The 20,801-nt window shown below is 34.1% G+C and carries 14 protein-coding genes and 1 tRNA gene; 3 read left to right on the top strand and 12 right to left on the bottom strand.

Annotated elements, in window-relative coordinates; genetic code table 11:
• Positions 1 to 142: 142 nt before the first annotated feature.
• From ACWGOQ_RS23220 to ACWGOQ_RS23210, 3 genes are all read left to right on the top strand, one after another.
• Positions 143 to 1,393 (top strand): PepSY-associated TM helix domain-containing protein, encoded by a 1,251-nt coding sequence (locus ACWGOQ_RS23220; protein ID WP_452060107.1) that lies wholly within the window; start codon positions 143 to 145, stop codon positions 1,391 to 1,393.
• A 56-nt stretch (positions 1,394 to 1,449) separates the two neighbouring features.
• Positions 1,450 to 1,890, top strand: a complete 441-nt coding sequence (locus tag ACWGOQ_RS23215) for a hypothetical protein (protein ID WP_452060108.1) — start codon at positions 1,450 to 1,452, stop codon at positions 1,888 to 1,890.
• A gap of 68 nt (positions 1,891 to 1,958) precedes the next feature.
• Complete coding sequence (locus ACWGOQ_RS23210) at positions 1,959 to 2,768, top strand: OmpA/MotB family protein (protein WP_452060109.1); 810 nt, start codon at positions 1,959 to 1,961, stop codon at positions 2,766 to 2,768.
• A gap of 95 nt (positions 2,769 to 2,863) precedes the next feature.
• Here the strand turns inward: ACWGOQ_RS23210 and ACWGOQ_RS23205 are convergent, their stop codons facing one another.
• The 12 genes from ACWGOQ_RS23205 to ACWGOQ_RS23150 form a co-directional block, all read right to left on the bottom strand.
• Positions 2,864 to 3,709, bottom strand: coding sequence for a helix-turn-helix domain-containing protein (locus ACWGOQ_RS23205; protein WP_452060110.1), 846 nt, complete (start codon positions 3,707 to 3,709; stop codon positions 2,864 to 2,866).
• A 254-nt stretch (positions 3,710 to 3,963) separates the two neighbouring features.
• Positions 3,964 to 6,402, bottom strand: coding sequence for an RICIN domain-containing protein (locus ACWGOQ_RS23200; protein WP_452060111.1), 2,439 nt, complete (start codon positions 6,400 to 6,402; stop codon positions 3,964 to 3,966).
• Positions 6,403 to 6,572: 170 nt separating this feature from the next.
• Positions 6,573 to 7,400 (bottom strand): T9SS type A sorting domain-containing protein, encoded by an 828-nt coding sequence (locus tag ACWGOQ_RS23195; RefSeq protein WP_452060112.1) that lies wholly within the window; start codon positions 7,398 to 7,400, stop codon positions 6,573 to 6,575.
• A 38-nt stretch (positions 7,401 to 7,438) separates the two neighbouring features.
• Complete coding sequence (locus ACWGOQ_RS23190) at positions 7,439 to 9,757, bottom strand: glycoside hydrolase family 3 N-terminal domain-containing protein (RefSeq protein WP_452060113.1); 2,319 nt, start codon at positions 9,755 to 9,757, stop codon at positions 7,439 to 7,441.
• Between the two features lie 10 nt (positions 9,758 to 9,767).
• Complete coding sequence (locus ACWGOQ_RS23185) at positions 9,768 to 11,507, bottom strand: SusE domain-containing protein (protein WP_452060114.1); 1,740 nt, start codon at positions 11,505 to 11,507, stop codon at positions 9,768 to 9,770.
• 13 nt (positions 11,508 to 11,520) lie between these two features.
• Positions 11,521 to 12,984, bottom strand: coding sequence for a glycoside hydrolase family 30 protein (locus ACWGOQ_RS23180; RefSeq protein ID WP_452060115.1), 1,464 nt, complete (start codon positions 12,982 to 12,984; stop codon positions 11,521 to 11,523).
• Between the two features lie 10 nt (positions 12,985 to 12,994).
• A complete protein-coding gene (locus tag ACWGOQ_RS23175; protein WP_452060116.1) occupies positions 12,995 to 14,374 on the bottom strand; it encodes a RagB/SusD family nutrient uptake outer membrane protein in 1,380 nt (459 codons plus the stop codon).
• Between the two features lie 13 nt (positions 14,375 to 14,387).
• Positions 14,388 to 17,645, bottom strand: a complete 3,258-nt coding sequence (locus tag ACWGOQ_RS23170) for a TonB-dependent receptor (RefSeq protein ID WP_452060117.1) — start codon at positions 17,643 to 17,645, stop codon at positions 14,388 to 14,390.
• A gap of 176 nt (positions 17,646 to 17,821) precedes the next feature.
• Positions 17,822 to 18,778: a FecR family protein gene (locus ACWGOQ_RS23165; protein WP_452060118.1), complete on the bottom strand. Its 957-nt coding sequence runs from the start codon at positions 18,776 to 18,778 to the stop codon at positions 17,822 to 17,824.
• 79 nt (positions 18,779 to 18,857) lie between these two features.
• Positions 18,858 to 19,397 carry an RNA polymerase sigma factor gene (locus tag ACWGOQ_RS23160; RefSeq protein ID WP_452060119.1) on the bottom strand — a complete coding sequence of 180 codons (540 nt, stop codon included), beginning with the start codon at positions 19,395 to 19,397 and terminating at the stop codon, positions 18,858 to 18,860.
• A 253-nt stretch (positions 19,398 to 19,650) separates the two neighbouring features.
• Positions 19,651 to 19,725: transfer RNA gene (locus tag ACWGOQ_RS23155), tRNA-Pro, on the bottom strand.
• A gap of 52 nt (positions 19,726 to 19,777) precedes the next feature.
• Positions 19,778 to 20,794: a cytochrome d ubiquinol oxidase subunit II gene (locus ACWGOQ_RS23150; RefSeq protein WP_452060120.1), complete on the bottom strand. Its 1,017-nt coding sequence runs from the start codon at positions 20,792 to 20,794 to the stop codon at positions 19,778 to 19,780.
• Positions 20,795 to 20,801: the final 7 nt, after the last annotated feature.

Below are 20,801 nucleotides of genomic sequence, written 5' to 3'. Positions count from 1 at the left end.
ATGTAGCTGCAATCTGCCATCACATCGGGTAGTGTTGAAAGTATGAATAGTCCTATTTTTTATTCTAGAGCACTACCCTTTTATGTTGAAGAAGTAGATATGTTGAACCTATATTTTTTAAGCTTCATAAAATATTTATATCATGAAAAAAAAATCAAAACTTACTATATGGATTTGGAAATGGCATTTTATCGCTGGACTACTATCACTTCCATTTGTTCTTATACTCTCCATAACCGGAATTATTTATTTATTTAAATCCGATTATGAAACTCCAAGACAGAAACATATTAAAGAAGTTACTGTCACCGGCACTCCTATCTCTTTGCAAAAACAATGGTTGATTGCAAATGATCATGCGGTCAAAAAACCAAATTCCATTGTAATCACTACAGTTGCTAACCAAGCAACCGAATTTGTTTCAGGCAAATTTGGAGGAAAAAGTAGCTTGTTCGTAAATCCATATACTGGAAATGTTTCTGGAGAGATTATCAGTAAAGAAACGGATATGCATACCGTGAGAAAATTACACGGAGAGCTTTTAATGGGGGCATTTGGTACTAAAATTATAGAGCTTATCGCAAGCTGGATGTTCGTATTGATCCTAACAGGCTTATATGTTTGGTGGCCTGAAAGAGGTTGGAAACTAAAGGGATATTTTATTCCCAGGACTAATTTAGACCGAAGAACTTTTTATAGAGACCTACACGCCATTTCGGGGTTTTGGATTTCGATTTTATTACTAATGATCTTAGCAGGAGGTTTTCCTTGGACAGATGTTTTTGGAGAAAATTTTAAAACCATACAAAAGGTAACGAATACAGGATATCCTAGTACTTGGCAAGGGAATAAATTACAATCTAATATCTCAGGTAATATCCTAACGTTAGATCAAATGACTGCAAAAGTAAAACAGATGCAACTTCCGGGTCACGTAATACTCAGTTTTCCAAAGGGACCTAAAGGAGTGTACAGTGTTTCTAACTTTAACCCTTCTGATTTATCTACACAGCAAAAAATTCATTTTGATCAATACTCGGGAGAGCCTATTTTAAAACACACCTGGAAAGATGTGGGAGTTCTCATGCGCGGAAGAATGTGGTTTATGGCATTTCATCAAGGAGAATTTGGTATTTGGAACTGGTGGTTGATGCTATTCACAGCATTGGTATTAACACTAATGAGTATATCTGCTATTTGCTCATATCTTTTAAGAAAAAGAAAGAAAAAATGGGGTATACCAAAAGTTCCTGCTTCTTTTAGAGTTGGATATGGAATTGTCACTTTACTTGTTTTGCTATCTATAGTATTTCCGCTATTTGGAATTAGTCTTATTTTAATTTCGGGAGTTGAATACGGAAGAAAACAATTAAAATCTATGAATCAACAGTAATCAAAAATTTAATAAACTAAAAAAGTAATACATTTGAAATACAAAAAACAAAACTTATGAAAACTAATATTTTATACATCTTCATGTTGATTGGAGGACTGCTTTTCAACTTTTCTTGTAATCAATTATCTAAAGAAGAAAAAGAATTTGATGCATTGATGCAAAAAGTAATTGATGTGCACGATGAAGTAATGCCTAAAATGGGAACAATGAGTTCTCTAATAAAGGATCTCGAACCTAAAATTGACACTACAGCAACTGGTAAAACATATAAAGAAGCGCAAAAAGACCTAAAAGATTCGTATGATTTTATGATGGATTGGATGAGCGACTTTAGTAATAAGTTCCCTCACGGAGAAGAAAACACCGCTGATGATCTGGAAAAATTTAACAATAAAATGAAAATGCTTCAAGAAGAAGAAGAAGAAGTTAATAAGTTAAGAGATCAAATCAATTCTAGTATAGATACCGCAAAAAAGCTATTAGAAAAGTCATAACTTGTTGTTTTTGATCGTAGTTTCTAAAATTGTTTTATTTTTGCTGCTGCAACAAATCGCTTAAACCTATGAGAAGAATATTTTTATTTGCCTTTGTACTGTTATTGACCAATTCGGTTGTACACGCACAAAAAAAGAAAGACCTACTAGCAGAAATTGATAAACTGAGACAAGAGTTAAAAACTACACAAGGAGAGTTAACAGAAGCCAGTAAGAATGAAAGAGTAGCTCAATCCAAAGTAAAAACCATGGAAGCCCAAGTAAGTGACCTAAAGGAAACCAACGCTTCACTGCTTGCCAATATGAATAGTTTTACAGAGCTTTCCAACAAAAAAGCTACGAACCTTCAGACATCTCAAGAAATTATTAAGGAAAAAGACAGGCAACTGAATCTCATTAATGATGCAATCACCGCAAATGATTCTATTAATCTAACGGTGTTTAGTAAATTTAAAAATGCTATTGGCGGTGACAATATAAAAATCAGTAATGGTACTATTTTTATAGTCTTACCCAACACTACACTTTTTGGAGAAGACGATAAGAATTATATCGTTGATGAAAAAGCAAAGCCTACCTTAGAAAAAATTGCGGCTACATTAAATGCGAATCCTACTCTTAATATATTAGTAGAAGGAAATAGCAATGCACTGAAACTTGATGGCAAAAAGCTTATCGATAATTGGGATTTAAGTTCCAGACAAGCTGCATCTGTAGTTAGAGTGCTTCAAACTGATTACAAAGTAGATCCCAAAAGAATGGAAGCTTTAGGCAAAAGTGAATATGCTACAGGAGGTATTGAAACCGTTACTAGGATAATAATTGATCCTAAATTTGACAAGTTTTACGGTTTGGTAAAAGATAATATGAAGAATTAATTAGAACAATTTTGATTCTATAGTTTATAAGTAAGACCAGCTACATAAGCTGGTCTTTTTACTATATTGAAAGTTAAAAAGTGAACCAATTTCCTTTAATGATCAGTTAGCTTTTTATTCTTAAAATCCGTTGGATTCATTCTTGCGTGTTTCTTAAAAAACTTAGAGAAGTGTCCTGCTTCTTTGTATCCTAATTCATACGCTATTTCTTCTGAAGTTTTTTCAGAGTATAGCAACAGGCGTTTTGCTTCTAACATAATACGCTCATTAATCGTGGCCAATGGTGACTTATCGCTATACTTATGAAACAAATTAGATAATGTTTTAGGAGATTTAAATAATAATGCTGCATAATCCGCAACTTGGTGCTTCTGTCTGTAATGTTGCTCAATAAGAACATTAAACTTTCTAATAATGTCTAGCTGGCTGTTAGGCAAACCTGGTTCAGGTAAACCTTCTTTCACCAACCTTCTGGATTTAATAAGGAACCTTTTTAAAAGTGCTCGAAGCATTTCTCCCTGGATCTGATCTTTCGTTTCAAATTCTTCCTTAAAAGAATCAAACATGACCGAAAAACTTATTTTGTCTTTTTCATTAAGTGATACTACCTGTGGAACAGAAGAACCAAAAAACAAAAATCCGTTACAAGAAACTTCTTTATCGTGATCCCTAATACAATAGAACTCTCTATTAAACACCAATGAAATCATTCCATCTGTATTTTTATCAATCTCTAAAACATTCATCGGAGTACAGAAAATGATTTGATCTTTTTCTAATTCAATAAGAGATCCATCTATACGAAAACTGACAGTATTATCTTTACTCCATATAATCTTATAAAGTCCTTTATCTCTCAGCAAATCTAACGCCGAAGAACAATTAAAATCCGTTAGTATAAAAGAACTCTCATCTTTTATACTTAAATAGTCTAACCTCATATACTCAAGTCAACAAATAAGTTTTATCAAAAAAGAAATTCATTAATAGGGTAAAGAATAGTTTGCATTCTCGCACCTCTTAATAAATAGTCAGTAATATTAGCTAAAACTTACTTTACAAATTGATTTATTAAAGAAGCATCATACTTTTTTACTCAATGTTCATTAGAAAAAACAACTATAAAACCCAATCGATACTGATTGGGTTTTACACGTATTAATACCTTTGATACATTATAGTACGTATACGTTGGCTAATGTTTCACGAAACTATGTACGGTTTGGTTATCAATTTTTATAAAGTACCTCCCTGTTGATAAAGGTTTTACAAAAACTTCTAACTCAATCTTTTGTAATCCTTTTTCATGAACTGAATGGTGGATGGTCTGTACCTCTTTCCCGGTTATATCAAAAATGGATATTTTATTATCATTTAAAACTTCTGAATAAAAACTAAGAATAAAATCAGAGCCATTAGTAGGGTTAGGATACAATTGGGTGTTTTTTTGAATATCATTTTCAAAGATTATGTCATTTTCCCGTACAGTTGATATTAATCTAAAACTCCATTTTTGATTATCGCTATTATTCGTATTCCATTGTATCAATTTAACTCCATTTGCAGAGGTCCCGTTAGGAACATCTAATGACTTATTACTTAACACTGACACAATCCGAAAATATCCGTTTTCAACATCTTCTATTTTCCATTTTTGATTTGTATTGTCAAAATAATCCCATTGTTGGATTTCTGCTCTATTACTTCCAGAACCATCTACCACATCCAATGCTTTATTGCTGTGCTGAGCTGTAATCTTATACTGACCGTTACCTACATCTTCTACTCTCCACTTTTGATTATCTCCACCAGAAAATTCCCATTGCTGAATTCTTGCACCATTATTTAATGATACGTCTGATACATCCATAGATTTACCACTTGCTTTATTCTTAATTTCATATACACTTCCAGAAACAATTCCGGTATTAGGAGATGCCAAAGGAGTAGCATTAACCGTATTAGAATTTCCACTAGTACCAGCGGCGTTTCTTGCTCGAATCCGATAATAATAGGTGCTACCATTGGTTAATCCATTATCTGTATATAAAGTACCTGTCACATTAGATGCTATGGTTGTGTACGGACCATTAGAAGAAGTAGCTCGTCTGACTACATAAGATGAGGCGTTCGCAGTAGTATTCCAGGTAAGTCTAATTTCCTTATCTCCTGCAATAGCAGACAATCCAGTGGGATTAGATGGCAAAGGAACCGTACCATTATCCCAAACAAAAGTGACAGCAGATCTTGCAGGAATAGTGTATTGGAAGTTTTTGGAAGTCCAATTAACCGTTATATTTCTATTATTATTATTTTTATTATAGACCAATAACACCCTAGAATTATCAGGGTTTTTAAATGAGACATTAAGAATTCCATTATTATTAGATTCGGTTCTAATTGCTCCTGGTTTTACAAACTTTGAAACCTGTCCGATGATGTAGTAAGACACATTTCTATTAAAATTACTACTATTATTGACGGTAATAGCTCCTAAACATTCTGTGCAACCACCTGGTGTTCTCGGACCAAAACTTGGATCAGTTGCCAGGTTCCATTCAATAACTGTTTTGGACCAGTTCCTAAGCGATCCTATTACTACATTTTCCATATGCCAACCAAAATCACCATCAAAATTGCCGTTAGAACTGGTAAACTGTTCAGTGAAATATACATTCTTGCCTGTAGCGTTTCGAACAGTGGAAAGTGCTCCTATATTTGGTGGATAATCATACAAATGAAACGCCGCACCATCAACATAGGGACTATTATTCAAAACATCTATAGGATATGCTGTATTATCACAATTATGATCATATGCAATAATCTTTGTAGAAAACTGAGAACTTTCTATAGCTGGCCCTAAATGATTATTGATAAAGTCTTTTTGTTCTGAGGAATTCATTTGCATACTAGGCTCATTAAATGGGTTTTCAGGTTCGTTTTGCGGAGTGATGGCCCAAATCTGAATACCCTCAGCCTTCATAGCCTCGAGATACTTTATAAAGTAATTTGCATAAGCACTATAAAACTGAGACTGTAGACTGCCTCCAATCCAAGATCCATTTGTTTTCATCCATGTCGGAGCAGTCCAAGGTGTCGCCAAAATTCTGATATTGGGGTTAATTGCTAAAATTTTCTTCAAAATTGGAATCACATCGGTTTTGTCAGGACCATTAAGACTAAAATTGTTCATATTCGTATCACCTGAAGTTTGATTATATGAATAAACTGATTCACTTAAATCAGAGGCTCCGATACTTATCCTAACTACCGAAATTGCATTTCCGGAAGTAGGGTTAAATAATTCATTGAGCAAGGAATTCTGTGTGGATGAGTTTAACCCCCTAATCACTTTGGCACTTCCTTGAGTCAACATAAACCCAAAACCTATTATGCTCTGGCTTTCGAAGTTTTCATTAATTGAAATAGTTGGATTAGAAGCATTACCACTACTAAACGAAATTGTGTTTTGCTCCTGTAATTTTACTGTCTGATCTCCTCTAGTAAGCCATGGCGAAATCGTTTGAGATTGTAGACTAAAAAAAAAGAAACAGAGCATAACTATACACAGCATTGATTTGTTATTTCTTTTTTGTATTAACGATATTTTGTTTTGATTCATAGTTTTCATAACTCTGATGAGTTTTAAGGTTTTAATGTACTTTCAACTACCTAATCTTTAAGGTATTATTCAAGCGTAGAAACTTGATATCGATCGATTCTAATATTTCAAAATATATCCATTACACTTTCCTGTTTATAAAGTGTTTAGTTTTATTTTTTTGTAGCAAGCTATCTGTACTACCTATTGGAGATTATAATTTTTTTACTCAATAGCATTCTATCATCCTTATCTACAAGACGCAAGAAATAAAAACCATCCCTCAGGTTACTAATATTAATTTGCCCATCTATTCTATTGTCCGTAAATTTCTTTGTCATCACCACCTGCCCTTGAATATTAATAATTTCAGCTAGCACTGATGAATAAAATTTTTCTCCAAACTGAATAGTTAGTAATTCTTTTGCCGGATTTGGATACACAAAAAACAAATCATTTTGAGAATTAAAATTATTCACACTTAACAAAGCGGGGGAAAATATCTGAAATTGTTGATTTACATTATTAATATCGACATCAAATGTTTGAATCTGTGCACCACTAGCTCCATCCTGTATATCCCAAGCTCTAATAGGGTTATTGACAGAACCAAATCCACAATTCGTAAATCCTATTTCGATAACGTATGTGTCCGTAGTTCCTCCACTGGCTATCCTAAATGCTATATTATCATCGGTTGCCTGAAATTTACCTTGTACATCACCAAACTGTCCACACCAATTATCTTTCAGACCTAGGTAATTTCCGGTTTCCATATTCTGAATAGTGTATATATCGTTACCCAAATGTGTAAATGTCCATACCTGATTGATATCCGATACATTTGGTGTTGTCATAAATGCATCATAATCTGGTTCATTTGGCGCCGTTATTGCCTCATTATGCACTGATGAAAAAATGACATAATCTCCATCAGCTATAATTTGAGCGTTAAGACTAATACCAATAAGAGAAAGCCCTAGGAATAGTAGCTTTCTTAATAAAGAATTTGAATATTGTGTTTTCATAGTGGTGAGTTTAGTTTAATTTCGTCTACAATTAATGTTTAAAACTTCTGGTCTTCTGTCTGTACTATAGTTTTAGAAAGATCATGTATTTGTATCTGGAACGCACCTTTCTCTACGACTCTTTCTAGAGTAGCATTTATAAAGGATAATTGTTTAGGTTTTAAAGTAAAGGTTACTGTTTTTTGTTCTCCGGGTTTTAATTTTACTTTTTGAAATCCTCTCAGTCTTTTATTGTCTGGAGTTATAGATGCGTATACATCCGAAACATATAATTGAACTACCTCGTCTCCCGTTATCTTTCCAATATTTTTAACGTTCACACTTATGATCATATCTTCATCGGGTTGATAGTCTATCTTGTTTGTTTTCAATTCTGAATATTGAAATGTAGTGTAACTTAACCCGAATCCAAACGGATACTGAACAGCAAATTCGGATTCGTAATCGTATACCCCTTCTAACTTTTTTTGATTTTCAGATGGTTTGTAATCATAGTTCAGTAAGGTATTTGGATATAGAGGGTACGTATAGGGCAACTTACCTGATGGATTTTTATCACCAAAAATGATATCAGCCAAAGCATCTGCACCATAGTTTCCGGGAAGATAGATCTGTAGAATACCTGCCATTAATGGTTCTATTTCTCTAATCAGTCTGGGACGACCTTCGTTAAGAACCAAGATCATTGGCTTACCTGTTTTAGCAAGTGCTTTGGCTAAATCAATTTGATTTTGAGACAAACGAAGATCGTGCAGATCTCCCGGCTTCTCTGTATATGAATTTTCTCCAAGACAAAGTATAATTACATCTACGTTTGCAGCGGCTGCTACCGTGGCGGAAATTTGTAAATTTTCTTCTTCCCAATATTTTCCTTTATGGTTATAAGAAACTCCTTCTTTGTAAACTACATTTTCTTTACTAATTTCATTTGTTATTGCTTCTAATATTGTATTGTAAGATCCAGCAAACTCTTCAACTTTTTCGCCTTGCCAAGAATATGACCAACCTCCGTTTAGCGTTCTCATCGAGCTGCTATTAGGTCCCGTAACCAATACTTTTAGCTCCTTATTAAGAGGTAGTGTTTCATTCTTATTTTTTAAAAGTGTAATCGATTCCTGTGCCAAATCATACGCAAGCTTTTGATGTTCCTGACTTCCGAATTTTGGAAATTCCTCTAAATCAATTAGAGGTTTTTTAAAGAGGCCTAAATCATTTTTAATGGATACTATTCTAAAAACTGCATCATCAATTCGATCTTGTGATACCGCTCCTTCTTTTACCAATTCAATCAGATAATCACAAAACTTGAAATTATACGGTATCATAGACATATCAATACCTGCATTAACCGCTAATTTTACAGCCTCTTTCATATCTTTTGCCACACGATCTCTTTTATGCAAATTTTCGATATCTGCCCAATCCGTGACAACCAATCCTTTGAAGCCCAATTCTGTTTTGAGTAAATCCGTAATTATTTTTTTGCTTGCGTGAACCGGAGTTCCATTAATGATACCAGAACTTATCATCACAGAATGAGATCCAGCATCGATGGCTGCTTTAAACGGAGGTATGTGTATTTCCCTCAAATCCAAATCAGATAGTACAGATGGGGTTCTGTCTTTTCCTGATTTTGCCACGGTATATCCTAAAAAATGTTTCAGACAAGAGGCTACCTTATATTTATCACTCACATCATTTGTATCACCCTCATATCCTTTAATCATTTGCACTCCCATTTCTGTAGTTAAAAAGACATCTTCTCCAAAACCTTCCCAAATTCTAGGGAATCGCGGATCTCTGCCCATATCTAGTGCAGGAGAAAAATTCCAAGGGATTCCGGAGGCTCTAGTTTCATACGCTGTGATGGATGCTGCTTGTTTTACTAAATCACGATTTCTTGAAGCTGCCATTCCGATTTGTTGTGGAAAAAAAGTAGCCCCAGCTGTGTACGTAGCTCCGTGAATGGCATCTATTCCATATAACACAGGAATTTTTAATCTAGTTTCAGTTGTTGCAATATTCTGAATAGTTGCAATCACTTCTCGCCATTTTTCTATACTTCTTGCTCTGTTATTGGCTGTATTTAGGATGGAGCCAATCTTATAATCAACAACTGCCTTTCTAACCAAATCAATATTTAGAGATAGAGGTTCATCACTTTCTGTTTCATTTTTTCCTTGGGTGATCACATCCAACGTTATCTGTGCCATCTGCCCTACTTTTTCTTCCAAAGTCATTTTACTGATTAAGTTTTCAACCTCTTTAGCCGATAGTAATCTATCGTTTTGACTATAAATGGATACATTTAAAAAAAGCAATAAAATAAGGAACAGATATATATATTTTGTGTGCATTCTTTTTTAATTATTGTGGAGAGAAACTATAAGTTCCTGTACTAAAATCACTAGATAAGTTCATTGTCACGCTATAGGTTCCATCTTCGATTATGTTATTGATATCCTCTCCTCCATTATTTATCAAGTCTCCATTTAAAGCATCTGGCACTGTACCGCCATACTGAAAATCCCACGGTGTAATGAATTTAGAATTATGTCCTGCTGTAAGATCAGCGGTAATCTCCCAACTATAATCACCTACATACGTCATGACTATTTCTTGTCTGGTATCCCATACATCCCAGTGAAATAATTTGAAATTATAATAATCCCAGCTTAACGTATCAGAACCAAAATCCAATTGAATTCTAAATGCCTGGTTTTTAGCAAAAGTTACTGCTGTATTGCCCACTTCGAAAGTTCCTGATCCTGAAACTTTATCAGACTCTTCAGAGGTTTCACCGATATTTCCTAAAAAGCTATAAGCGTTTCCGCTACCGTCTTGGTGCTCTACTATTGTATAGTTTATGGTGATATCTACATCCAAAAACTCATAAATAAATATATCTCCATTCTTAATAAACTCTGCTTCTAATACTCCATCAGCAAACAAAAAGAGTTGATCTGGGGAGCCTGTATCCGGATCGGGATCTTCTTCAATAGCATATCTATATCCATTTCCGTTGAGGGTGAGCGTAATGATAAATCGCCCGAGTTGATCCACAGGAACATCTTCCAGGTTATACCCTAAATCATCTCCTGTTCCTTCGAAAGCTAGTTCTGATGAAGTTCCAGAAATACGTTTAAATACTTGTCCCCAATCATCATTTGCTCTAAAAATAAATCGCTTATTAGGATCACCGGCATCTGCATCCATTAATTCAATATGAGCTTGCCAAACGCCATTTCCGGCGTATGACAAAGGAACATCACCGCCCCATCCATTAGGTATAACATTGCCAACGATACTCCATTTATCAATTTTAAATAATGAAAGGGTTTCTGTATCAAAATCCACTGTAATTCTGTACACTCCACTTTCTGGGGCTATAATTCCTGTATTTCCATTGATTATAGTCCCTCCATCTGATGTATATACGGATGCCTGAGACGAATTATCCGAGTAAAAATTATACGTGAGGCCTGATTCTAAAGCACTATAAATTTGAAACGTATTGGTATCGGTACCATCCGCTCTTTTTATTTTATTCATAAGCAAAGCATTACTAATGTCTGTTCCTGCTTCAGAGGCTGCGCCAGACAAATATAATTGCTGTGGTGGGCCTTGTGTATCAAATCGTCTCAGAGAAATGATGTGAGCACTCAAGGACGTATTACTAATAGAAGTTGCTTCTACACCCCATTTTACGTTGACAAGTTCGTTTGGTTCGATACCAATATTAGACAATGCCTGATCTAGCATAAAGTAGGGAACCTCAGCAAATGTTTGAGTTCCGTCATCGGGTGAAGCTACTTTTAATAATGGATCCGAAAAGTCTCCATTTTCGGTGTCCAAAAGCCAGGTGTATGTAATAAGATAGTCTCTTTCTGATGCTGGTTTTTCCCATTCAAAACGCAGTACATCTTCTCTATTATCTTTATCTAAATCGAAAGAAAAATTATCCTCGGGATACGTAATTGTTGCTTCACTCAGCTCCCAACTACTGATTTCTGATACATTACTTTCTTCTTCTTCACAACTTATAGTTATGAAAAGTAATGATAGTAATAAAAACCAAAAGTGTTTGATATTCATTTTTGTTTTCATAGTTTTTATTTTTTTAATCCCATTTAAAAGTCACCAAAGCACCTTTTGGAATTGAATAGTTAAAATTTTCTGAACCTACATTAATTCCTAATTCTTGCTGGTCATTAGAAGTGTTATAGACAATAAGGACTTTAGTCCCATCCGGATTTTTGAATGCTACATTCTCTAAAAGACCATTAAGGTTATTTGTATGGATCACTTGGGCTCCTGAGTCCACGTATTTAGAAAAATGACCTAACATATAATACTCTACATTCTTAATAATCGTTCCTCCACTGGTTATTTTAAGAACTCCTCTACAATCAGTACATCCACCATTTTTAGGTCCTGCATTTTCATCCAGTGCAAGATTCCAAAGTAGTACGGTTTTGGATCCTCTTCGTAAAGTTCCCATAAATACATTTTTCATAAAGAAATCAATTTCTCCACCAAAAGTTGTTCCGTCATTTTGAATACCAGACTGCTCGGTAAAATATATTTCTGCGTTGGGAAATTGATCTATAAGATTGGATATATCATCAGGTTGTCCTCCATATGCGTGATATGCTATTGCATTTGTATATTGCGATGCTTCAGTGTCTTCTAGAAGTGTTAAAGGGTATGATGGATCTTCTTCCTCCCTAAAATTATGGTCATATCCAATAATCTTTGTGGAAATCTCAGTATTGGCAAGTTTAGGTCCAAAATGGTCTCCAATAAATGTTGCTTGCTCTATAGCCGACATCTTCATACTAGGATATGCAAATGTCTCATTTAGTGGTTCATTTTGTACTGTGATGGTATGTATATTTAGCCCTTGATCCTTATAAGCATCAATATATTTTATTAAGTAATCAGCATATACATCGTAATATTCCTCTAATAAACTTCCTCCATTCAGGGCTCGATTGGATTTCATCCATGCAGGAGGACTCCAGGGAGATGCCATAAAATTGATATCAGGATTGGCACTCATAATATTCTTAGCAACAGGAATAACAGGGTTATCATTTTGTTGATCTTCTTCTACAGAAAATTGATCTAAATTTAAATCTTCGAGTTCTGAAATATCGTTATAGGTATAGTTTCCATTCTTATTAAAATCAGAGGCTCCGACAGTTAATCTAACATAACTCAGTTTAATTCCGTCTTCTCCAAAAAGCATGTCCAAAGCTTCCGGTTTATCATTAAGCAGAAAAGCAGAACTACCGGTTAAAGCAGCACCAAATCCATCAACAGTTTGTTGTGTTTGGTTCTCATCAATTGTAATGATCAAGTTTCTCAAACTTTGTCCACTTTCAAAAGGGACTTTATTCGCTAATTCTTTTAATAATGCATTTTGATCAGGAGTCGTTATTACAACCGAAATTTCACCATCCGTTGGATTGGGGTTTATTTCTGGTATAGTGATTCCATCATCACTGCTACAGGAATATATTACAAAGAGAAAACTCAGCAAAATAATCAAAATGTTTCTATCGTTTTTCTTATAACTCATAGTCATTAATTTAGTATCCGGGGTTTTGTTCTAATAATTCGTTTCTATCTATTTCTAACTGGGGTATCGGTAGCACTAATTCTGAGGAGCTAATGTCAATTCCCTTTGCATTAGAAATTGCATTTTTGGCAACATCAAAACCTTTTCTTTTTAAATCAAACCATCTATGCCCTTCAAACATGAGTTCTACTCTTCGTTCATTAAGTATTGCCGAGTCTACAGCAGGCTGTGAGACTTCTCCAGAATAATCACCTAAACCAGCTCTATTTCTGATTTGATTTAATATTGATATTGCCTCATCTGTATTACCTGTTAAATTCAATGCTTCTGCCCTAATCAACAATAGATCGGCATATCTGAGAATGACATTATGATCTGCAGAATTAAATGCGGATCCATTTCTCCATTTAAACAAATAGCGTGTCCCGTTCCTTTCTACTAAAGAAGAAGGTTCTCTTTGATCACCGATCTCAAATTGCTGCTGACTATTAGGTGTGGGCGTATTAAACTTAATAAAATCAAAGGAAGCTTCTGGCGTTGGAAGTACTAGCTCCGGAAAAACATTTCCTTCTGCCGCACCGTTATATTGTACCGCAAAAATTACCTCATTATTATTTTTATTCTCTTGATTAAAAAGTGCATCGTAATTTGATAATAGGGTGTATCCTCTGGTCAAGACAGAATCGGTAAGTAAAATAACTTCATTGTAGTTACCAACTGTTAGTTGTACTTTGGCTAATAAACTTTCTGCAGCACCTACTGTAGCCCGACCTGTATCCTGATCTTTTCCTTCTAATAGGTTTATGGCTGTCTCCAGGTCGCTTATAACCTGACCGTACACCTGGTTTTCTGTATCTCTGGGCACTTTAATGTCGGCAGCTTCAAGACTTACAGTTTCATTAACCACAATAGGAACACCTCCATATAATTGAACAAGATAAAAGTAATGTAGTCCTCTTAGAAAATGTGCTTCTCCAAGTAAAGCTTCTTTACGACCTGTTTCGAAAAGAGCATCTTCCATTTCGGTGATTCTATCAATAGCAATATTTGTTCTACCGATTGCAACGTACACTTGATTCCAAAATCTTGTAACGATTTGATTTGTAGGTCGTATATTAAAATTATCAATACCAAAATTATTAGGATTATCTCCTCCTGCGAAACAATTATCGGATCTTACATCACCAAAAACATAATAATCAAATCCAAAGTAAGCATCTGGTTGTAATGCATCATAACATCCAATAACTCCTGCTTCGGCATCCGCCTGAATGGACCAAAAATTACCCGACGATAGTTCACTCTCGGGAGCTAGTTCTAAAAAATCTTCACTACAAGAAAATACGGTAAAAATTAAGAGTAAGGAGATTATATAATATGTACTTTTCATAATTCTTAAAATTTTAGAAACTTAAATTCAGTCCTGCTATATATGTTTTTACTTGGGGATATGTTCCATAATCTATGTTGGCAGACACCACACTTCCTCCATCCCTACTCACTTCGGGGTCATAACCAGAATAATCTGTCCAGGTGTATAAATTTCTACCTTGCGCATAAATTCTTAGGTTAGACAATTTTAACTTTTCTATCCAACTCGTAGGAAACGTGTAAGAAAGTGTAAGCTCTCTAAGTTTGATATAAGATCCGTCTTCAATCCAGCGTGTAGAAGCTCTTCCATTACCATTTGGGTCTCCAAAAATAGCAATAGGTAGGGTACCATCTCTATTTTCAGGTGTCCAACGATCTAATGCAGTAATACTTTGATTTTTAAAAGTTGCTAAGCTTTCTAGTTCGAATCGAGTTGCATTATAAATATCTTGCCCTTCAACACCTTGAAAAAAAGCTATCAACTCAAAACCTTTATACCCAAGCGTGTTTGTAACTCCCCAAGAAAAGTCTGGTAACGAATTACCGATAATGGTTCGATCTTCATCATTAATGATTCCGTTATCATCAAGATCTGCAAATATGATATTACCTGTATCTGGATCAATTCCTTGAGAAACATACCCAAAAAAGTTTCCTACCGCCTCACCTTCTTCTATTTTACCAACATTACCTTGATCATTTACGAAACCGCCAAAAATCGTTTCTCCATTGAGGTTTGTTACTTCGTTAATATTTCTATAATAATTGGCATTAATATTCCAGGAGACATCAGGAGATTTTAGAGCATTTACATTAAGTCCTACTTCAATTCCTTTATTTGTCATCGTACCAATATTTTGTCTGGCCCCACCAAATCCAGTGGTAGCCGGTAACTGAGTAAAAATTAACATATCTGTTGTATTCTTATGATATATATCTGTATTTATCGTGATTCTGTTACTAAACAATCCAATATCAATCCCAATATTATGTTGTTTTGTCGACTCCCATTTTAGTGCTTCATTTTGTACCTGAGAAGGAAATGCACCAGGAATTATTTCTCCATTAATGACATAATTAGACCCTAAACCATATAAACCATACCAATCATAGTTGCCAATAAACTGATTACCAGTAACCCCATAACTATATCTTATTTTTAGATTAGTAAGCCAAGAAGAATCTTTTAAAAGATATTCATCTGACACCAACCACGCTACAGAAATTGAAGGAAAGATTGCATATCGATTTCCAGGACCGAATCGCGAGGATCCATCTGTTCTAATCGATGATGAGAGAAAATATTTTTTTAGATAATTGATATTTGTTCTTAAGAAATATGAATTGTTAGACCATTCTCCTATCTGCTCTCCGACATCAATAGGTTCTGCTGCTCCTTCTGCTGTAGTAACCGAACTGTTGGCAAAGCCTCTTCCTAATAAAAATGTAGATTCGAATCTAGATTTCTGCGCAGACGTTCCCAATAAAAAATCAAAATTGATTTCATCCTGAAGGGTAAACTTATAGTTAAGCGTATTTTCCCAAGTCCAAATGGTTTCCAAAAATGTACGTGTTTCTGCTTCTCCTTCGGTAGCCCTTCCATTACCTGTTGTAAAGGGGTCCACAAACCTATTAAATTTAGAATTGCTGTAATCCACACCAAATGAGCTTTTAAAGACCATACCAAATGGAAATATATATTCTCCATATAGATTCATCAAGGCTTTATAGGTTTGAAACTCCCTATTTTCTCCTCTAATAATAGCGATTGGATTATCTAACGCCTGAAATGGATTTAATGGATAAGTCCCGTCTTCATTTTGGATAGGTATGATAGGCGGAGTTTGTAATGCACCTAGCACCACACCCCCTCGATTGATTCTTTCATTATCGTTAATGACATCAAAATTAGTTCTGGTTAGTGCTATACTAGTACCTACCTTAAAACTCTCAAACATATTCCTATCCAGATTCGCTCGTATAGAATATCGTTTAAATCCCGTCGTCTCAATGGTTCCATTTTCATTTTGGTACCCTCCAGAAATATAATAGTTCCCATTGTCAGATCCTCCTTTAAAAGAAATCTGATAGTTCTGTAAGTTTGCAGGATCGTATAACTCTTTTTGCCAATCTGTATTAAACTGGTTATTAAAAGGATCCGTAATTGGAGATTGACCTGCATTGATTCTTGCCGTATTTACATAATCAATATATTGTTCGGAATTTAGAACGGATAATGTATTGATAATTCGATCTTCTCCATAATATGTGGAAAAATCAACTGACGAATCCCCTATCGCCCCTCTTTTGGTAGTTATTAACACAACTCCATTAGATGCTCTTGCTCCATATATGGATGTAGCAGAGGCATCTTTTAAGATCGATATGGATTCGATATCCCCTGGATTTAGTCCTTCTGTATTAATCACCTGAACACCATCAATAATGTAGAGCGGTTCATTACCAGCAGATATAGAATTAACTCCTCTAATTCTAACAGAAACTCCACTTCCCGGACTTCCTGAAGATTCAATTACCTGTACACCTGCAAGTTTACCATTTAACGATTGTTCTACATTAGAAAATGGTTTATTTTCTAATACATCCGATGCACTCAAAGAAGTCACAGAAGAGGTAAGCTCTCTTTTACTAGAGCTTCCGTATCCTATCACTACTATTTGCTCTAGCCCACTGATATCTTCTTCTAAAGCAATATTAATTGTTGTCTGACTAACGATCAACACCTCTTTGCTTATATAGCCTACATACGAGAACTGAAGAATATCTTTTGGTTTTACATCAATAGAATAGTTTCCATCAAAATTAGTTACCACACCATTGGCTGTGTTTTTCACTAAGACATTTGCGCCTGGTAGTGGCATTCCGTTCTGGTCAGTAACTGTTCCTCTGACCTTTTGTTGAATAGATTTTGACTCTAAATTTAGTTGCCTTTTTTTTATTTTTATGGAAATCGTATTTCCTGAAACCATATATCTCAGATTGGCTTTTTCTACCAAAATTTCTAAGGCATCTTTTACACTAATTTTGTTCTTTTTTATAGTGATCCTTTTTTTAAGTACTCTTACATCACTTGAATACACAAAAGTAAATTTGGTTTGTTTCTCTATTTCTTTAAAAAAATCAGTTACATTTTTATTCTCTAAGGATAGCTTTAGAAAAGTTTTTTCGAAATTTTGAAAAAAAACTTCATTTCCCATAACAGATGCTGTGACTAAACAAAGCATACCTGTTATCATCGCGAGCCTACCTCTCTTGTTTTTTATTATCATACTAATATGAATTAAATTTTGTCTGTGTTATACATTGATTTTCACAAATGATATATACGTCTTCATCAATTACTATTTGAAAAACTTCAATCAGTTCTATAAGATTATTGATATATCAGGTTACATCCAGAAAGTTCGCGACGCTTATCTGAACATTTTTTTATTTAGATTTCGAATTAATTAGAGTTACAATCTACTCCCTTTAGTTCTAGAACAGTACCGTTATACTTATACTCTAACCCATTTATAAATTGAATACTTCCCAGAAGCTCTGGAAGATCATCTCCTGTGTATCTTCCGGTTATTAAACAATTAGAATTCTCCTCCGAATTAGTTTTAACATCAAGGTTAAATCGTCTGCTCAGTTTTTCTGCTATGTCTGATAAATTAGAATCATTGAAAACTACGTCACCATAAATCCAGGCATCATAATTATCAGAGTTAACGATAGATTTTGTAAACTCATTTTTATCCGAGTTGAATACTACTTTTTCATTAGAAAGTATATCCACAGAAATATTACTATCGGAGTTTTTTGACACATTGACTTTGCCCTCTGATACAATAACTGAAGGAGTATTTGTTTTAAAATTACTTATCACAAATTTTGTCCCTAAGACTTTGGTTATAATATTACCAGATGAGACAATAAAGGGCTTTTCTTTATCTTTAGTTACTTCAAAAAAGCCTTCTCCTTGTAGCTTTACATTTCTTTTCTCTATGTTATTAAAGGTTTTAGGGTACTCAATAGAGCTCCCAGAATTAAGATACACTACAGATGAATCACTTAGAATCACTTTTAATTGTTCTCCATAATCGGCTTTTGCTATTAAATATTCTACAGAATTATCTGAAGACCTAAAAAATTGAGTAAGTACCACTGAAGAAATGAGCACTATAATAACCGCCGCTGCACTAGTTTGAATCCACCATCTTTTTCTAGGTGTTATGCTTTGCTCTATATTTCTATAGATCTTATTTTTTAAATGAAGATCTTTTTTTACTTCTGAAGCAGAAATACCATTTTCCTGAAGCTTTAAGAAAAAACGCTCTACTATTTGTTTTTCTTGACTATTACACTCTTTTTTATAATACTTATCAAGTAATTTGTTAATATTTTCAGGATAACTCATCTCACTATATTTATAAGCTAAGTACCTTAAACATCAAAAACACCTATTCAAACAATGTTTTTTAACACATTTTTAACTTTTATAGTAATAGTAAGAGAATCACATATAGATGTTCTGGTAGCGAGTTGCGAAGTAATTTGAGCGCCTTATTCATATGGTTTTCAACAGTGCTCACAGAGATCCCTAATTCTGAAGCTATTTCTTTATTCGATTTTTTATCAAATTTACTGAAACGAAATACCTGTTGACATTTTTCGGGTAATAAGCTTATTTGATGATACAATTCCTTTAAAGCTTCATTTTCAGATCGTACTTTCTCTTCTATAAAGAAATCCTGTTCTGTAATCAGTTTACCTAAATCAAACGAATAATTAAATCTCTTTTGTTTGGTGAGCGATCTAGCACATTGATATTTAACGGATTGGTACAAATAGGCTTTTGCATTCAACACTTCTGTTTTCTTATGGCGTTTCCAATAGTCAACAAAAACATTTTGAATACAATCCTCTGCTGCTTCCTTTTCCTTGAGAATATTGTAGGCAAAGGCATACAACTTGTGCCAATGCTCGTTAAAGAGCATTTCAAATTCTATTTCCCCCTGTGTATCTGAATTTTTCAAAATAAAAAGTAAAAATACTGAGGCTAATATATAAAAAACTATTCTTTGTTTGCTTATTCTTCAAATTATGGAGTTTAAGACTAAAGAAAAAATATTTTTTTAACGTTTATATTTTTAGAAATATAACTTGGTTACGGATTCCCTTTATTGATCTTACTAAGTCTTTTTTATTGTAAAAAACCTAACGATAAGCAAACTTGGTGCTGTTTTTAAAAATAGAAAATCCAAATGCTTTCGCAATTGGATTTTTTTGTCGGGTAGAGAGGATTCGAACCTCCGATCTCTGGTCCCCCAGACCAGCACTTTAACCGGACTAAGCTACTACCCGAAATTGGGTGACAAATATAAAAATACTTTTATTAAACTGAAGGATTATTACGCTATTCTAAAATCTTAATCATTTTGAATGATTTTAATAAATGAAACAATCCGGGAAGAATTATTGCGCCACCTAAGATCAAAGAAATTCCTAATACATTAATGACACTATCTGGTGCGATATTTTCTAACAAATTGACACTATGAGATTCTGCAATGATAATATTGGGAAAATGAGAAAGTAGCGCAGCAAGTAAAATAAGAAACACTTGAAGCCCTGCAAAAAACCTACTTAAAACCCTCCTCTCCTTTTTTATAGTAAACCACAAAGGAATTAACAATAAACCTGAAACGACCATAGCAGAAACAGCATAAAAATTTTGAATAAACCCATTTACAAACACGTAGTTATTGGCATATCCATAAATGAAAGTAACCAATCCTGTCAAAAAAACAACAATAGTGGCGATGGCTGCTTTTCTAATATAAATATTATCTTTTCCGTCTTCGGATTCTCCAATCAATAAAACAGCAGATAAAAATGCACATAATGCTGCAAAAAATACCCCTACCAAAATACTAAAAATATTACACCAAGGATGCACAAACACTTCATAAAAACTTAGGGTACTTATATCCTCCGTAAATTTAATTTTTCCACTTATCAATGCTCCAAAAACCATTCCCAGAAATACGGGAGTAATCAAACTGGATATTTTAAACATGGTATCGTATAATTTCTGAGAATTATCAATTACTGCATCATAATGTCTAAATACAAAAGCAACACCTCTAAGTGTAACCCCTAATAGAACGATTGTCAAAGGAATATGAAGATTCACTACCAGTATATTATAATATACAGGGAAAGCAATCCATAATATTACAATTAGGATGATGATCCAGATATGGTTTGCTTCCCAAACGGGTCCCATCACTCTATAAATTGTTTTTTTAGTAATTTTTTGATTCTCTTCTGAGGAAAACAATTCTACAATCCCAGCTCCATAATCTGCTCCACCCAGCACCACATATAAGTACAAGGAAAATATCAAAAAAAATAATACAACATATACCATAAACCAA

This window comes from Aquimarina ulvae, from assembly GCF_053613295.3.
The sequence above is the reverse complement of the archived record's forward strand: the minus strand, read 5'-3'. Positions and strand labels throughout refer to the sequence as shown.

Excerpts from the sequence above, each read along its gene's own strand:
- ACWGOQ_RS23185 (WP_452060114.1), bottom strand. The coding sequence starts at position 11,507 with ATGAAAACAAAAATGAATATCAAACACTTTTGGTTTTTATTACTATCA.
- ACWGOQ_RS23215 (WP_452060108.1), top strand. The coding sequence starts at position 1,450 with ATGAAAACTAATATTTTATACATCTTCATGTTGATTGGAGGACTGCTT.
- ACWGOQ_RS23180 (WP_452060115.1), bottom strand. The coding sequence starts at position 12,984 with ATGAGTTATAAGAAAAACGATAGAAACATTTTGATTATTTTGCTGAGT.
- ACWGOQ_RS23210 (WP_452060109.1), top strand. The coding sequence starts at position 1,959 with ATGAGAAGAATATTTTTATTTGCCTTTGTACTGTTATTGACCAATTCG.
- ACWGOQ_RS23175 (WP_452060116.1), bottom strand. The coding sequence starts at position 14,374 with ATGAAAAGTACATATTATATAATCTCCTTACTCTTAATTTTTACCGTA.
- ACWGOQ_RS23195 (WP_452060112.1), bottom strand. The coding sequence starts at position 7,400 with ATGAAAACACAATATTCAAATTCTTTATTAAGAAAGCTACTATTCCTA.
- ACWGOQ_RS23150 (WP_452060120.1), bottom strand. The coding sequence starts at position 20,794 with ATGGTATATGTTGTATTATTTTTTTTGATATTTTCCTTGTACTTATAT.
- ACWGOQ_RS23200 (WP_452060111.1), bottom strand. The coding sequence starts at position 6,402 with ATGAAAACTATGAATCAAAACAAAATATCGTTAATACAAAAAAGAAAT.
- ACWGOQ_RS23220 (WP_452060107.1), top strand. The coding sequence starts at position 143 with ATGAAAAAAAAATCAAAACTTACTATATGGATTTGGAAATGGCATTTT.
- ACWGOQ_RS23165 (WP_452060118.1), bottom strand. The coding sequence starts at position 18,778 with ATGAGTTATCCTGAAAATATTAACAAATTACTTGATAAGTATTATAAA.
- ACWGOQ_RS23205 (WP_452060110.1), bottom strand. The coding sequence starts at position 3,709 with ATGAGGTTAGACTATTTAAGTATAAAAGATGAGAGTTCTTTTATACTA.
- ACWGOQ_RS23190 (WP_452060113.1), bottom strand. The coding sequence starts at position 9,757 with ATGCACACAAAATATATATATCTGTTCCTTATTTTATTGCTTTTTTTA.
- ACWGOQ_RS23170 (WP_452060117.1), bottom strand. The coding sequence starts at position 17,645 with ATGATAATAAAAAACAAGAGAGGTAGGCTCGCGATGATAACAGGTATG.